This is a genomic window from Neptunomonas antarctica (assembly GCF_001305295.1).
Lineage (GTDB): Bacteria > Pseudomonadota > Gammaproteobacteria > Pseudomonadales > Balneatricaceae > Neptunomonas > Neptunomonas antarctica.
Map to the genome: position 1 here is coordinate 104049 of NZ_LJSI01000028.1, position 16330 is coordinate 120378.

A 16330-nucleotide genomic window follows, 5' to 3' on the forward strand; every position below is an offset into this window, starting at 1 on the left:
AAACTCTTTTATATTTATTAAAATGGAATATAACTAAAGCCATACAATGACCCTATTATTTTTTGATTATAACACTCATCAATATTATGAGCATTTTTTAGCGAAAGTTTTTAGATAGCGGCAGCTTGAAAAGCCTAAAAAAAGAAGAAGCAACAACTAAACTGCAGATAATTTTAGTTGTTGCTATAGCAGTACGTTTAGATGAAATATGTCTTTAACGGTGGGAACCCGTTAAATTCTACAGAGCAGTAACTACTGGTATAAGCGCCGGTAGACATCCAATACAGCCGATCACCGATGTTCAGAGACAGCGGCAATTCGTATTTATGATTTTCATACATAATATCCATACTGTCACAGGTAGGGCCAGCTAAAACAACCGCTTCCTCTTCGCCTTCATGCTCAGTATAGATAGGGTATTTAATGCACTCATCCAGTGTTTCAATAAGCCCGTTAAATTTACCCACATCCATATAAACCCAACGCTCTAAAGCAGTTTGAGACTTTCTTGAAATAAGCACAATCTCCGACACCATAACACCAGAGTCACCTAACAAAGAGCGACCCGGTTCAAGAATGATTTCGGGTACCATGTCTGGAAAGTCTTCCGTTAGGTAACGAGTAATTTCTTCGGCATAGGTACTAAATTCATTAGTTTTCTGAATATATTGCGCAGGGAAGCCACCTCCCATATTGATCATTCTCAGTGCAATACCATGCTCATTATAGAGTCGCTCAAAAACCACTTTTACTTTTGCAATCGCACCATCCCATGAGTCGATTTCGCGCTGCTGCGAGCCCACATGAAAAGATACACCGTAAGGATCAAGACCTAACTCTTTTGACAGAGCGGCCAACTCTATAGCCATTTCAGGACTACAGCCAAACTTACGTGATAACGGCCAATCAGCGCCTTCCGAACCTTCTGTTAAGATCCTGATATAAACCCGTGAACCCGGCGCAAGCTCTGCGATATTACGGACATCTGCTTCCGAATCCGTCGCAAATAACCGCACCCCTTTATCATAAAAATAGGCAATATCTTTACGCTTTTTAATAGTGTTTCCATAGCTGCAACGGTCAGGTGAAACATTACACTTCAGAACACGATCTAGTTCATAGATCGAGGCAATATCAAAGTTGGAGCCTAGCTCAGCTAACAAACTAAGAACTTCTTCAGCCGGGTTAGCTTTAACGGCGTAATAGATACGCGCGTAATCAAATCCCTGCTCAAGTTCTAAATACTTTTCACGTACTGTATTTAAATCGATAACAATAAATGGAGTTTCTTTATTGTCGGAAAACGCTTTGATATGACTCCACTTTTCAGGAGATAATTGTTCTGGATGTTTCACTACTTCCGGCACCTCACCATCTATTTTCTTAGGGGTTATATGAAAACAGCCCATAATGTATAACCATTATGGGCTAGCTTTTCGCTTAAATCATACCAGATCTGGATCTGGCAATTCGGCGAGTATAAATTAATTTTTTACGATAGCAATAGTGTAAAAATTAAATACCACCTCCATGCGTCACAACCCGTTCTATCTCTGCAAAGGACTTGGCTTCATACATTATTTCAAAGCCGACTTTCAGTTTTCGCGAAAGATCGCTTGCTGAGATAATACCGCGAATACGCTTAACCTGAGCAAGGCTTTCATCGATGACGACTATGTGCTGCTCTCCCGAATCTTTCAGCGTTAACATCATATCACCTATTTGTGCATGCTTTAGCTGCTCATAGGTTAACGCCAGTAATTGTTCTTTAGCAATCATGACATGTTTTACCAACACATATTCTCTTGGCAAGCCATGTGTTTGCATATAAGACATAACACTACTGCCCATGATATCCCGGGCAGTTACCACACCACTAAATAAGCTATCAGCACCTGTAGCAAAAAGTAAACGTACATGCTGACTTTTCATCCATTCAAGTGCTTCATCTACCTGTGTTTCTTGTGATATAGAGACAGGTGCAACTTTTAGGAAATCAGTCATGACATCTATAGCAGGACTGTTCAGGCTGATTGGATTCTGAAGCTGCTCAGGTGAAAGCAGATGATTTACATCTGAAATTTCTTGTAACCGAATATGACGAAAGGTCTGAAACATCGCCAACCTCCTTTCTGCTATGGTTAGAGTATGGAGCTTGTTATCTATGTAATGCTTCATAACAGAATAGTCAGATTTTCAAGAAAGATCACCCTTTTCCTTATGAAAAATAAAACGCTCCCTTAGACATCAGAACAGCACTACCAAATACTTCAACTGAACGCACACCCTCATTCCCGGCTGTCACATACGTGCCGATAATACTAGGCCTTCCCATCTCCTGACCCTGCTCAATCATCCATCCTTGAGGGATCACCTGTTTACTCCGCAATGCAAGCCCACCCACTAATGCTGCCGCCGCACTTCCTGTAGCGGGATCTTCATCAATCCCTGCCGAGGGCGCAAACATCCGCATGCGGATATCGGCACTTTGCTGACTAAAACTATAAATACAAAGATCAGAAACATCTGCCGCCCCCAAAAGTCTCTTCCACAATGACGAATCAAGCACGGCCTGAGAAACAGCCTCTACATCAATCAGTTCAACAAACTGATATGGCACACCGCAACTGGCAATATACGGTATGGATGCTATTTGCTGTGGTTCAAGTTGAAGCAAACCTGCAGCATCTGCTATCGTCAGTTCACTCTCAGCCTGTGTTGGCAAAACAGCGGTCGTAAAACGAGCCAGGCACTGTCCGTTCGCATGTTCGATAAATACCACAGGGACTGGCCCTACCTGCTCATCTAATATGAGTGCCGGGGCACCTTCACTTTCTTCCTGAGCGGCGTCTAACCAGCCTAATTTTTTAATCAGCAGCGCCGTGCCTATCGTTGGATGTCCTGCAAATGGAATCTCTCCTTTAGGCATAAAGATACGGATTGTCCATCGCTTAGGGCCTGTTTGTTTCGTGATGAATACGGTTTCAGATAAATTTAGCTCTGCAGCAATCCGCTGCATTTGCATCTCTGATAAATGCCCTGCATCGGTAAATACGGCCAACGGATTACCACCAAAAGGCGTATCGGTAAAAACATCGAGCGTGTAATACGAAAAAGGTTTATTTGCCTGATAATTATTCTCTGGGAGGCTATAAAGCTCCATTTTCTACTCCTTCCAAAAAGGCTTTTCAGCTTCGAGTATGGCGTCCGCCCGACTAATACCTATATCTTTCAATGCGTGCTGCTCCAGCCTCAATAACTGTCGACGACTCCGTTGGCGTTGCTGCAATAACCCCAGATGGCTCAAAAGACGTCTGAAAAATTCAATAATAATCATCCCATGCTCTCCTGTTGCTTATCACCAGAGACCCTAGTGTTGCTGTGAGATATGTTATGACTTACACTAAAACCATTACAGATTCAGAATTAAATTTTTACAACCGATACAGATTTTCAATACAGATATCTGTCATGCTAAATATCACCGCATCTGTCATGCAGCCCTCTAGAAGCGACGGATATAAGCGACAGAGTCAAACCGTGAAGGGTCATCTGACATGAAGCTTTATGAGCAAGTTGCGCACAGTATTGCAGAACGAATAGAACAATCATTTTATCAGACGGGGGAAAAACTCCCGTCTATTCGCAGCTTAAGCCTCACGCATGAAGTCAGCATCTCTACTGCGCAGGAGGCATACCGCTTACTTGAGGACCAAGGCTGGGCAGAATCCCGACCTAAATCCGGCTTCTATGTTATTAACAAACAGAAAGCGCCACAACATCTGCCTGATCTCTCACGACCAATACAAAAACCCATCGAAATATCCCAATGGGAAGAAGTCTTAAACCTTTTATGCGCCAGCACGACATCAGATATCGTACAATTGAGTCGCGCCATTCCTGATTTAGAAGCACCGACCCTAAAGCCATTAACCCGTATTATGTCCGACCTGAACAAACACGCTCAGGCAAGCATGCTTTCATATGAAAGCCTCAGGGGTGCTGACAGTTTACGTTTACAGATTGCACGCTTAATGGTGGATTCTGGTTGCCGACTCCATCCTGACGATATCATTATCACCACGGGTTGCCAGGAAGCACTCTCTGCCAGCCTGCGGGCTATTACACAACCCGGCGATATAGTGGCGGTGGACTCCCCCAGTTTTTATGGCTCGATGCAGGCAATAAAAGCTCATGGTTTAAAAGCGATTGAAATCCCGACACATCCAGAAACGGGTATCAGTCTGGAAGCACTGGAACTGGCCTTAGAACAGTGGCCTATTAAAGCCATTCAATTAACCCCGACCTGCAACAACCCGCTGGGTTACACCATGCCTGTTGAGCATAAAAAGCGTTTATTAGAACTCACGTCGCGCTATGACTTGCCCATTATTGAAGATGATATTTATGGTGACCTGTCATATATATCCCCGCGGCCACCCTCTATAAAATCATTCGATACACAAGGCCGTGTTTTGCTCTGCTCTTCCTTTTCCAAAACTCTCGCGCCTGGCCTTCGTATCGGATGGGTTGCCCCTGGCCGCTATGTGAATCTCGTCATGCATATGAAATATGTAGTCACTGCGAGTACTTCCACCTTGCCCCAGCATGCTATTGCTGAATTTATCGCGCAGGGAGGTTACGAACGTCACATCCGAAAAATGCGCGCCCAATACCATCAAAGCCGCGATGTAATGATTGGATGGGTTGAAAAATACTTCCCTGTCGGCACTAAAATCAGCTATCCACAAGGCGGCTTCGTGTTATGGGTCGAACTTTCTGATGAGATAGATACAGTAATACTAAACGAGCGGACCATGCGCCAAAACGTAAGCATCGCACCAGGGATGTTATTTTCCGGTTCAGGTAAATACAGTAACTGCATGCGCCTCAACTTTACTGACAAGCCGTCGGTTAAAAATGAAAATGCGATAAAAACCGTAGGGAACATGGTCTCCAAAATGCTCACTGATCTACTTTAGAACAAGGAGTATATTAACGGACACCTCCAGTACAGAGCAAAGGATGCTGTTTTATAAGCTCATTACTGACACCAATAATGTCTGACCGCGTGTATCACACAAAATGCAGGGGCATCGCTGCCCCTGCTACTCCCCTTCACTGATCAGTTATCCAGTAATTCTATCCAGTGCTGAACCGGCACTTTGGCTTTCGACTCCAGATGCAGTTGGCAACCCACGTTTGAAGTTACGATACGATCTGGCTGGCCAAGGGTCAGAGCTTCTAATTTGTTACTCAGCAGTTTCTGGCTCATTTCAGGCTGTAGAATGGAATAGGTTCCTGCTGAACCACAACACAGATGTGCATCCTTGGTTTTGGTCAATTCGATACCTGCTCGCTGTAAAATATCTTCAACCACACCACTCTGTTTCATTGCATGCTGAAGCGTACAGGGACAATGCACGGCGACCTTACCTGATGACGTGCTTCCCGGGGTATTGTTGATAGCAAGCTGAGTAAGATCTTCAGCTGACAGAATTTCACTGATATCTTTTGTAAGCGCGCTGATTTTATGCGCTTTTTCAGAATAGATTGCGTCATGTCTCAGGGCGTAGCCGTAATCCTGCACCATCGCACCACATCCAGATGCGGTCATCACGATAGCCTCAACGCCGGCCTCTACCGCAGGCCACCAGGCATCGATATTACGCCGCATAAAATCCAGCCCTTCATCATGAGCACCGAGATGATAGCTTACCGCGCCACAACAGCCTGCTTTAGACTCTTCCACCAGCGTAATGCCCAACTTATCTAATACGCGAGCGGTGGCAATATTAGTATTGGGTGTGGTACTCGGCTGCGCACATCCTGCCAGTGCCAGCATCACCCTGTCGTGACGTTCGGCTGGCCAGGGACTGTTGGCTTGTCGCTTAGGCGGCATCTTGGCTTTAATAGCTTCAGGCATGATCGGCCGCAAGACTTGCCCTGCTTTTAACAACGGACCGAAACGCTTCGGATAAGGCAGTACTTGTCGTAGCGCCCACCGCATTAGCTTTTGATTGAGCGGTCGATCAAGCTTTTTCTCGACTTCAGCGCGACCAAAATCAATCAACCGGCCGTATTGAACACCGGAAGGACAGGTGGTCTCACAGCTACGGCAGGTCAGACAACGGTCAAGATGAGTCCGGGTTTTTTCAGTGACTTCGCCGCCTTCAAGCAGCTGTTTTATCAAATAAATGCGACCACGCGGGCCGTCACGCTCATCGTTGAGCTCTTGGTAAGTAGGACAAGTCGCGTTACAAAAGCCACAATGTACACAGCTACGCAGTATTGCTTCCGCGTCCTGGCCTTCAGGCGAATCTTTATAATGAGGAATCAGATCAGTTTTCATAGGCTACCTGCTTACATCCAGCTATAGAGCCGTCCGGGATTAAAAATACCATCGGGGTCAAAAGAGTCTTTAATCCGTTTTTGGATTGTCTGAAGTACAACCGGAGCGTTGTGCATCACTTCTGAACAACGGTCTCCGCCGGCAAAAAGACTGACCTGCCCACCCGCCTCTGTTGCTAATGATTCCATCCGCGTTTTGTCTGCTTCACCACGATACCAACGCTGCGCGCCACCCCAATCGATCAGGGACTCACTATCAAGCGATGCGATCTGAGCGGTTGAATTAACTGATAAACGCCAGAGTGGTAATGCCTGGTTAAAGAAATCTAATTTCTGATGACGCAACTGTTCCCAGAACTTTTCAGAATCAAACACGTCAGAATCCAAGCTACCAGAACCAAAAGCGCCTTTACCCTGCCACTCCTTCCCTTGCCATTCCTGTACGGTTGCTTCCACAGCAGAAAGCGCTCCGGACAAGCGTACATATAAGCGCCCTTCTAACCAACAGGCCGCAGACACTGGCTTAGGCCGGGCCGAAAGCTGATTCATAAAGGTAATTGCAGCCTGCGCATCCATGTCCCACACCAGAGTTTTGGTCGCGGCAGGTTTGGGTAGCACTTTGAGGCTAACCTCAGTGATAACACCCAGTGAACCCATGGCTCCCGCTTGTAAACGCGAGACATCGTAACCGGCAACGTTTTTCATCACCTGGCCACCAAACTTAAGGTGCTCACCGAGTCCATTAATTAAACGGACGCCCAGGACATGGTCGCGCACTGAACCAGACCAGGGCCGTGAAGGACCCGATTGATTACATGCCAATGTCCCGCCTATCGTGGCGGCATCTGAAAACCGGGGAGGTTCAAATGCCAGCATCTGATTATTTTCAGCCAATGCTGCTTCAATCTCAGTAATCGGTGTCCCCGCCCGGGCAGTCATTACCAGTTCAACCGGATGGTAATTCACAATGCCGGTGTGGCCGGAGAGGTCCAATCGACTGCCGCTGGTTTCACGTCCCATGAAAGACTTGCTGCCGCCGCCTATAATACTTAAAGCACGTTTCTCATCACGGGCCGTCAGCACCTGCTGTTGTAATTCTTTAGATAGATCAGTCATGAGTAGTCACCTTTTTAGGTTCGATCGAGCGGTACTCCTGGCAACGTCGCAACGTCGGTATGCCCTTACCCGGATTCAACGTTCCCAGCGGATCAAAAGCCTCTTTAATGGTGGTAAATTGCAACAGCTCCTGCTCAGTGAACTGAATAAACATCTGACGGATTTTCTCGATGCCCACACCATGCTCACCGGTAATACAGCCACCCACCGCCACGCAGAGTTCAAGAATCTTGCCACCAAACTCTTCGGTTCTTTCGAACTCTCCGGGAATGTTTGCATCAAACAGAATCAGCGGGTGCAGGTTACCGTCACCGGCATGAAATACATTTGCCACACGGAGTTGATAATGATCAGACATTTTCTGCATTTCAGTCAGTACATGTGCCAGCTGACCACGGGGAATCGTGCCATCCATACAGTAATAATCTGGCGATATGCGACCCACGGCGGGAAAGGCACACTTTCGACCTTTCCATAAGAGCGCGCGCTCGGCTTCGGTCTGCGACGTCCTGACGGAGGTTGCACCAAAAGAATGAAACAGTTTTTCAACCTTTTCGATATGTTCCTGAACTTCCTCAGACGTACCATCGACTTCACACAGCAGCAGCGCTTTAGCATCTTTAGGATAGCCTGCTTTCGCGAAATCCTCAGCGGCCGAAATCGCATGAGAATCCATCATCTCCAGGCCAGCGGGAATAATACCGCTGGCTATAATGCCACTGACCGAATCGCCGGCCTGCTGCACATTATCAAACCCTGCCATCACCACGCGGGCTTTTTCTGGTATGGGCAATAATTTAACCTGAACCTCAGTAACCACGCCCAACAGACCTTCGGAGCCATTGATCAGCGCTAATAAATCAAAGCCACAACTATCGAGCCCATCACTGCCTAAGGTGATCTTCTCACCTTCTACGGTGAGCATCTCAATACTCAGTACATTGTGTACCGTAAGGCCGTATTTGAGGCAATGCACACCGCCGGAGTTTTCCGCGACATTGCCGCCAATAGTGCAGGCGATCTGCGAAGAAGGATCAGGGCCATAATAAAGCCCATACTCTGCAGCCGCCTCACTGATCGCCAGATTACGGACACCCGGTTGTAATCTGGCAGTGCGTGTTAGCGGGTTAATCTCAATAATATTCTTAAACTTAGCTAACGAGAGAACCACCCCCTGCGCATTCGGCATGGCGCCGGCACACAATCCTGTACCCGCACCACGAGCCACGACAGGAATCGTATAACGGTGGCAAATACGTAAAACTTCTTGTACCTGCGTCACCGTCTCTGGCAACACCACAACCAACGGCATTTCACAGTACATCGACAAGCCATCGCACTCATAAGGCTTGAGTGTTTCTGCATCAGAAATCACGTACTGCGGGGCAATAAAGCACCGAAACAGTTTACACAGTTCGTCTTTATTGATTTTATTAGCTGCACTCATTGATCTGCTCCGTAAATTGGCACCGCGCAGTATTACAAACTGCTGAGATTAAATTTATCGATACCCGCCTGAGCACAGGCCATATCCTGCTGGGGAGAACCTGAACTGATACCGATACCACCAACGACTTCACCATTAACTCTGATCGGGAAGCCCCCTCCAACGATACATAACCGACCGCCTAATGCAGTATGGATGCCAAACAGATAATTATCACTACCCGGAATACAGGCTTCATTAAATTCATGGGTCGCTTTTCGGGCAGAGGCAGCGGTAAACGCTTTATCCTGGGCAACCGTGGTACTGTGCACCTTACCACCGTCCATTCGTTCAAAAGCGATCAGGTTGCCGGATTCATCGGTAATGGCGATACACATGGGAACACCAATTTCTTCGGCTTTTTGTTCAGCTCCCGACATCAGGATTCGGGCATCAGACTGACTGAGGCGATTAATTAACAACATAATGTTCTACTCCTACCTACAAAGAAAAAAACACAGGCCACCGCATCGGCAGCAGCCTGCAAAAAAGAACCACAAGGCAGGTTCTAAAGGGCTCGTGCACCCTTAAACTCGCGTCGGCGCTGGTGTAATAATGGCTCTGTATAGCCATTGGGTTGTTCACAACCTTTGAACACAAGGTCACAGGCCGCCTGAAAAGCGATACTACGATCATAATCAGGTGCCATATTTCGGTAAGCCGTATCGCCTGCGTTCTGCGTATCAACCACTAACGCCATCTTTTTAAAGGAGTCCAGGACCTGATCGTCTGTACAGATACCGTGCAGCAACCAGTTGGCCAGCAACTGACTGGAAATACGCAGTGTCGCCCTATCTTCCATCAATCCGACATTGTTAATGTCTGGTACTTTAGAACAGCCCATACCCTGCTCAACCCATCGCACTACATAACCCAGTATGCTCTGGGCATTACTGTCTACTTCAGATTGAATCTGTTCCGGTGCTAACCGTTGGCTATTCAACTGTTCAGTATTGAGCAAGGGCGGAGTCAAGAGTGTTTCTAACGCAGATGCCGGACGATTAACCAGTTCCGCCTGACGCTCAGCCACATTGATCTGATGATAATGGGTTGCGTGCAGTGTCGCCGCCGTTGGCGAAGGCACCCAGGCACAGGTAGCTCCCGCTTCCGGATGCATCCGCTTAACCTCGAGCATCTTTTTCATCTCATCCGGCATTGCCCACATACCCTTACCGATCTGAGCCTTACCAGGTAACCCGCACGCTAAACCGATGTCCATGTTGCGATCTTCATAGGCCATGATCCACGGCTGAGCTTTAATCGCCTCTTTGCGAAGTACGGGGCCGGCAACCATGGAGGTATGAATTTCATCACCGGTGCGATCCAGAAATCCGGTATTGATAAAGAATAATCGATGCTTTACGGCCCGAATACATTCCTGCAAATTGGCAGAGGTGCGGCGTTCTTCATCCATCACCCCTACTTTAATAGTGTTCTTTTCCAGCTCCAGCGCCTGTTCAACGCGCCCGAACAACTCATCGGTAAAGGCGACTTCTTCAGGGCCATGCATTTTCGGCTTAACAATATAAATACTGCCATGACGGCTGTTGCTGGTTCGCTTATCAGCAACCGCATCATGCAGCGCACAGAAAGATGTCACCATCGCATCCAGCATACCTTCTGGTATCTCATGGCCAGCGGCATCCAGTACTGCATCGGTGGTCATCAGATGGCCGACATTGCGTACCAGTAATACGCTGCGACCGGGCAGAGAAAACAGCTCGCCTACCGGGTTGTTATAATCCCGGTCTGCAGCAAGCACGCGGCTTACCGTCTCGCCATTTTTAACGAAAGACTCTTTGAGGTTACCGTCCATCAGGCCCAGCCAATTACGATAAACCTGTACTTTATCTTCGGCATCAACTGCTGCAACCGAGTCTTCACAATCCATAATGGTGGTCAAGGCCGATTCAAGAATAATATCCTTAACGCCGGCAGATGATATCTTGCCGATAAAATGATCAGCGTTGATCTGCAGTTCGATATGCAGGCCATTATTGACCAATAACACTGCTAGTTCAGCGCCAGTATCACGATATCCGACAAACTGTGCAGGGTCAGCTAAGTGAGTAGATTCACCATTATTCAACTGCATGTGCAGTTGTTTTCCCATGGCTGAATTGTCTAATACATACTCAGTAACATCGGCATGGGAGCCTGATACTAACGGTGCTGCCTGATCGAGAAACCGGGTGGACCAGTGAATTACTTTTGCCGCACGCCCTGCGTCGAAAGCGACACCTGTTTGTGCGTCATGATCGATGGCGTCGGTACCGTAAAGCGCATCATACAAACTACCCCAGCGGGCATTCGCTGCATTTAGCGCAAATCGGGCATTATTAACCGGTACCACTAATTGCGGACCCGCCACCTGCGAGATCTCTTTATCAACATTTTTGGTATCTATGCTGAAAGCTTCTCCTTCCGGTATCAGATAGCCGATCTCCTTCAGAAAGGCTTTATACTCAGCCATATTCAGAGTCTGTCCACGATGTTGGAGATGATAGTCATCAATACTTGCCTGAATGCTATCCCGCTTCGCCAGCAACTCACGGTTCTTCGGCGCCAGATCTGAGACAATTTTTGAAAATCTTTGCCAGAAATCAGCGGCCGACAAACCGGTACCCGGGGCTATTTCATTAGCGACCAGATCATGAAGAACCGTTGAAATCTGTAAGCCTGCGATGTTAATTCTGGTATCCATTGTTACTCAACCTTTTCTTATTACTAGTGTTCTATTCATGCTTTTGATTTAAGAGGAAGTCCTTTTCCTCATAACGTGTCGTTCAGTTATCTGTATTACGAGCCGTAAACCAGGCCTGGCAACCAGGTAACGAGGCTAGGGAAGACGATGCAGAGCACCAAACCAAGGGCTTGCAGCGCTAAGAAGACCAACGCCGATTTAAAGATGGTGCCCATCGAAATTTCCGGAGGGCAGACGCCCTTGATATAGAAGAGCGCATAGCCAAACGGCGGACTCAGGAACGACATCTGCATATTGACCAGATAGAGCACCCCAAACCAGAGGATCACATCACCGCTGTCCACCCCTGGAAGACCGAACAGGCCATCGAAGGTCAGCGATTGAATGATCGGAATAAAGATCGGTACAGCCAGCAATAAGATTCCGACCCAGTCCAGGAACATACCCAGAACCACCAGCAACACCATCAACAACACCAGAATGCCATAAGCCGACATACCGGTACTCAGAATGCTCTGGGTGATAAACTCCTGGCCACCTTGAAGAATGTAGAAACCAACGAAGACCGAAGCACCGAACATGATCCACAGCACCATGGCCGAGGCCCGGGCGGTTTGCACGGACGCATCTTTCAATCCTTCGATGGTAAAGGTCCCATGCATCCAAGCGACGACGATGGCACCGAAGGAACCGATACCCGCCGCTTCAACCGGCGTTGCGATACCCGCGAACAACAGACCCAGTACCAGCATCACCAAGATCAATGGTGCGATCAGGTCTTTCGTCAGCATCAGTTTTTCGCGGGTGGAAATACGCTCCTCCATAGGTACAGCCGGCCCCAGAGCAGGGTTTATCTTGGTGCGAATCAGCACATAGCTGATGTACAGAACCGACAGGCCCAGCCCTGGGATGATGGCACCCAGATAGAGTTCACCAACTGATTGCTGAGCCACTACCGCATAGAGAATCGCCAGAATCGAGGGCGGTATCAGGATACCCAGGGTACCGCCTGCCATAATTGATCCCAATGCAATTTGTGGATCATAGCCACGCTTGAGCATCGCCGGCAGGGCGATAATACCCATGGTAACAACCGCAGCACCGATGACGCCGACCATGGCCGCCAGGATAGTAGAAGCCAGAATGGTTGCTGTCGCCAGACCACCGTTGAGTCCACCCATCCATTTGTAAACAACGTTAAACATCTCTTCGATCAAGCCTGCTCGCTCTAGCATCGAGGCCATAAAGATGAACAACGGAATAGCGGCCAGGTCGGAATTCGTCATCATCGGGAAGATACGGCCCGGGATGATATTAAGCATCGCCGAATCGCCGACCAGATAGACAAAGGTCACCCCCAGACCACCGGTAACGAATGCCAACGGCAGCCCCATCATCAGCGCCACCAGCAGTGAGCCGAACATCAGGTAGGTCAGCGGCCCGATCTCCATATCAGACAGGGTGCCCGCCAGGCGGAATAGGAAGTAATCATCCCCCCAGGAATCGTAGAAGAGCGAGTTGATGGTTTCGACACCGATCACCAGGGCAAACGCCAGGGTGGATATGATCATCACCCAGGTGCCCACTTTACCTAAAGCTCGCTTGGTGCCGTTTAGTAGCTTTCCGTCTGTGTCATATACACTTCCGCTCATTCTGATTTCTCCTGTCCCATCCGGACGAACAACATAATATCCTTCATCAGCTTTGAAATTCCGGCAAGTAATAACAGCACGGAACCCAGGAACATCATCCCTTTAACCGGCCAATGTTGAATCCCCCAGGTCTCTACGGTGGTTTCACCCAGTTGCATCGAGTATTCGAAATAGGTCCAGGAGGTTCCCATCAGAGCCAACGCAAAGATGAAGAAAAACATCGAGGTAAAGATATCCATCCCCACCCGGCCGCGCTCTGGCAAGTAGTTGTAAACGACATCCACCCGAACATGGGAGCCATGCAGCAACGCAAATCCACCCGCTAACAGATATTGCATCCCCAGCAGCAGAAAGGAGGCTTCGTGAACCCAGATGGTCGGCATGTTGAACAGGTAACGCATTACCACTTCGAAAAAATAAAAACAAACCGCATTGATGGTCCAGAACGAGACAAATATGCCTGAATTTTCAGATATCCAGTCAATCACTCTGGTTACTTTGTTACCCTCAAAGTGGTGGAGAATAATCGGGTCTTCCTCGGCTTGAACCTCAGCAAAATTCGAGTGGGAGGATTCAACCTTAGCCTCCTTCTTTTTTGACGCCCTTCTATCCAGGGCCATCATTATCAATGGCATTACCGCCAGCCAGCCCCAATAAGCCCAGTGCGGCATGACAAAGCCAAAACCTTCTAAATCAGACATGAGTTATACCTTAATCCCGTATTAAAAAAGGGAGGAGCGACCCACCGCCCCTCCCTTAGAACAACTTCTTAAGCACTAATACTTAAAATCCAGTCGTTACGTATTAATCTTTAAACTCTTTAAGCTCTAAGCCTTTAATATCCTCAGGCGATACGTAACCGATGAGATCGTTCATCATGTAGTCCAGCTGAATCTTGAAAATATCACGCGCATCTTTATCTTTGTTAGCCCATTCAAACCAAATCGGAATGGCGGCCTTGCGGAATTCTTCAACATCCTGTTGGCTCATGCGAGTGACCGTGCTGCCCGCATCCTTGAACTTCTGCATCGCCAGGATGTTAGCGTCCTGGATAGATAGGTAATGGTTCTGTGAGTAGTTACGAACTTCCTGCTCTACGATTGCCTTGGTCTTGTCATCCAGCATGTTCCACGCGCGCAGGTTGACGGTCAGATCCATCAGATCGACCGGCTGGTACAAAGAGGTCATTCCAGGAGGGCCAAACGCCAGATAATCGGTCACTTGGGCAAAGCCCAGCTCCCAATTTACCGCAGGACCGACAAAGTCAGCGGCATCGATGGTGCCCTTCTCCAAGGCGGGAAAGATATCTGAGCCAGGCAAACTTACCGATGATACGCCAAATTTCTGGAATACTTCGGCAACCATTCCGCCGGGCAGACGGATCTTCATTCCCTTCAAGTCAGCCAGGCTGGTAATCGGTTTCTTGGAGTGAATAACATTGGAGTCATGTTGGATGGGGCCGACGTAGAACAACCCATGTTTCTTGTAGATCTCGCGGGTTTTTTCCAACATTCCCAATTTGTAGTACATCATGTCCCACTGGGCCGGTTGGTCGGGACCGGCCGGATATGAGCTTAAAAATACCGAAGCGGGGATCTTGCCCGACCAATACAGGGTAAAGGGGTTCATGCCCTGAATAACACCGTTACGCACAGCCTCAAACAGACCGTTGTTGTCCGCGATTATAGATTTGGCGGGAAACGCCTTGATCTTTAACGCGCCATTCGTCTTCTCTTCCATACTGTTAGCCCACTCGTCAAACAGAGTGTAACCAATGGTACCTGCGTCCCAGGTAGACTGGACTTTCCAGGTCTGGACTTTAGCCGCCATAACCTGCGGGCTCGCCAGCATCGCTGTACCGGCTATCGCTGCGGTGCTCAGGGCGAGGGCTTTAATAAAGCGGCGACGGGCCGGCGTTTTATCTGGCTGTGAGTGATTATTTTTAAACTTCATGAATTGTTCTCCGCTACCTTGTTATTTTTAGAGTCAGGTCTTTAAATCATCCCTTTATGGGCTCAGAAACCGCTTGGGGGAGATCACACTTTGAAGATACTGGATATTTGCGAATGATCCGTCCAAGGCTTTAACATCTGGTCCTACCAGTTTTTAGGTGGACTGAATGGACTGATCAGGCTCTATGGGCCATATTGATTACCGCAATCAAGCGCAAAGCAAAACAATCAATCCCGGAACCTGAACTGGTCCAACCAGTAAAAATTGACCTATGACCACTAAATCACCCCCGATTTCGCAGTCCATTGCACATCATCTTGAACAACTGATTCTTGATGGCAGTCTGGCACCCGATCAAAAATTTCCATCAGAACGTCAGTTATCAACCAAGCTCGGCGTCTCACGCTCTATCATTCGGGAAGCGTTACATGAATTGCAGGGAAGAGGTGTGGTTGAAACGCGCCATGGCCAGGGGTCATTTGTTGCCAAGATCATTTCGACACCAGAAGATAACAGCCCATTACTGCAGTTATTCTTTGGCCACTCCCGAACCTTATATGACCTGTTTGAAGTGCGTGCGCAGCTCGAAGGGCAAGCAGCAAACCTTGCCGCCCAGCGTGCTAATGAAAAAGACCAGTATGTAATAACAAAAGCGTTTAATGCGATGGAGGTCGCTAATCCACTGACCAATGCATCCCTTGACCACGCCTTTCATCAGGCAATTGTTGAAGCATCCCACAACCCAGTATTGGTTCACACTCTAAGCAGTCTGAAAAAACTCATACTCCATTCTGTACAAGCTTCCGTAGTCAATCTAAGTCATCGTGAAATATTCAAACAACAAATCGACAAACACCATCGCCAGATTTACCATGCTGTCATTAGTCGACAGTCAGAATGGGCACAAAAAGCCGCCATCGCGCATGTGCAACATGTCAGTGAGTCACTGCGGCAGATTGAAAAAGACGAGCAAAGTATTATTCGGGCGGCGATTGAAGAAGATTAATAAAGATAATTGCTCAGCGTTTTGGTAACGTACAATCAACGCGCAATCCGGAAATACAAGAA

Annotated in this window: 14 protein-coding genes; 2 read left to right on the forward strand and 12 right to left on the reverse strand. The window is 47.9% G+C overall.

Annotation, left to right across the window (positions count from 1 at the left end; translation table 11 throughout):
* Nucleotides 1-197: 197 nt before the first annotated feature.
* The 4 genes from Nant_RS07100 to Nant_RS21010 form a co-directional block, all read right to left on the reverse strand.
* Entirely contained in the window at nt 198-1409 is a 1212-nt protein-coding gene (locus tag Nant_RS07100) for a type III PLP-dependent enzyme (RefSeq protein ID WP_054340944.1), read from the reverse strand.
* A 106-nt stretch (nt 1410-1515) separates the two neighbouring features.
* Nucleotides 1516-2118 (reverse strand): CBS domain-containing protein, encoded by a 603-nt coding sequence (locus tag Nant_RS07105; RefSeq protein ID WP_054340945.1) that lies wholly within the window; start codon nt 2116-2118, stop codon nt 1516-1518.
* A 100-nt stretch (nt 2119-2218) separates the two neighbouring features.
* On the reverse strand, nt 2219-3163 hold the full coding sequence (locus Nant_RS07110) for a PhzF family phenazine biosynthesis protein (RefSeq protein WP_054340946.1): 945 nt from the start codon (nt 3161-3163) through the stop codon (nt 2219-2221).
* Between the two features lie 3 nt (nt 3164-3166).
* Nucleotides 3167-3337 (reverse strand): DUF1127 domain-containing protein, encoded by a 171-nt coding sequence (locus Nant_RS21010; RefSeq protein WP_076495947.1) that lies wholly within the window; start codon nt 3335-3337, stop codon nt 3167-3169.
* 220 nt (nt 3338-3557) lie between these two features.
* Here Nant_RS21010 and Nant_RS07115 point away from each other — a divergent pair, with 220 nt between their 5' ends.
* Nucleotides 3558-4982: an aminotransferase-like domain-containing protein gene (locus tag Nant_RS07115; protein WP_054340947.1), complete on the forward strand. Its 1425-nt coding sequence runs from the start codon at nt 3558-3560 to the stop codon at nt 4980-4982.
* A gap of 143 nt (nt 4983-5125) precedes the next feature.
* On the opposite strand, the gene glcF is transcribed toward Nant_RS07115, so the two are convergent.
* The 8 genes from glcF to dctP form a co-directional block, all read right to left on the reverse strand.
* On the reverse strand, nt 5126-6352 hold the full coding sequence (gene glcF / locus Nant_RS07120; RefSeq protein ID WP_054340948.1) for a glycolate oxidase subunit GlcF: 1227 nt from the start codon (nt 6350-6352) through the stop codon (nt 5126-5128).
* 11 nt (nt 6353-6363) lie between these two features.
* Nucleotides 6364-7467: a glycolate oxidase subunit GlcE gene (gene glcE / locus Nant_RS07125; RefSeq protein WP_054340949.1), complete on the reverse strand. Its 1104-nt coding sequence runs from the start codon at nt 7465-7467 to the stop codon at nt 6364-6366.
* Nucleotides 7460-8914 carry an FAD-linked oxidase C-terminal domain-containing protein gene (locus Nant_RS07130; RefSeq protein WP_054340950.1) on the reverse strand — a complete coding sequence of 485 codons (1455 nt, stop codon included), beginning with the start codon at nt 8912-8914 and terminating at the stop codon, nt 7460-7462. The genes glcE and Nant_RS07130 overlap by 8 nt, the downstream gene beginning before the upstream one ends.
* A 32-nt stretch (nt 8915-8946) precedes the next feature.
* Nucleotides 8947-9378 (reverse strand): GlcG/HbpS family heme-binding protein, encoded by a 432-nt coding sequence (locus tag Nant_RS07135; RefSeq protein WP_054340951.1) that lies wholly within the window; start codon nt 9376-9378, stop codon nt 8947-8949.
* 83 nt (nt 9379-9461) lie between these two features.
* Nucleotides 9462-11657: a malate synthase G gene (locus Nant_RS07140; protein ID WP_054340952.1), complete on the reverse strand. Its 2196-nt coding sequence runs from the start codon at nt 11655-11657 to the stop codon at nt 9462-9464.
* 95 nt (nt 11658-11752) lie between these two features.
* Nucleotides 11753-13309, reverse strand: a complete 1557-nt coding sequence (locus Nant_RS07145) for a TRAP transporter large permease (protein ID WP_054340953.1) — start codon at nt 13307-13309, stop codon at nt 11753-11755.
* Entirely contained in the window at nt 13306-14010 is a 705-nt protein-coding gene (locus tag Nant_RS07150; RefSeq protein ID WP_054340954.1) for a TRAP transporter small permease subunit, read from the reverse strand. Before Nant_RS07150 ends, Nant_RS07145 begins: the two co-directional genes overlap by 4 nt.
* A 103-nt stretch (nt 14011-14113) precedes the next feature.
* Complete coding sequence (dctP, locus tag Nant_RS07155; RefSeq protein ID WP_054340955.1) at nt 14114-15262, reverse strand: TRAP transporter substrate-binding protein DctP; 1149 nt, start codon at nt 15260-15262, stop codon at nt 14114-14116.
* A 271-nt stretch (nt 15263-15533) separates the two neighbouring features.
* On the opposite strand from dctP, the gene Nant_RS07160 reads away from it, so the two are divergent.
* Entirely contained in the window at nt 15534-16268 is a 735-nt protein-coding gene (locus Nant_RS07160) for an FCD domain-containing protein (protein ID WP_054340956.1), read from the forward strand.
* Nucleotides 16269-16330 lie beyond the last annotated feature (62 nt).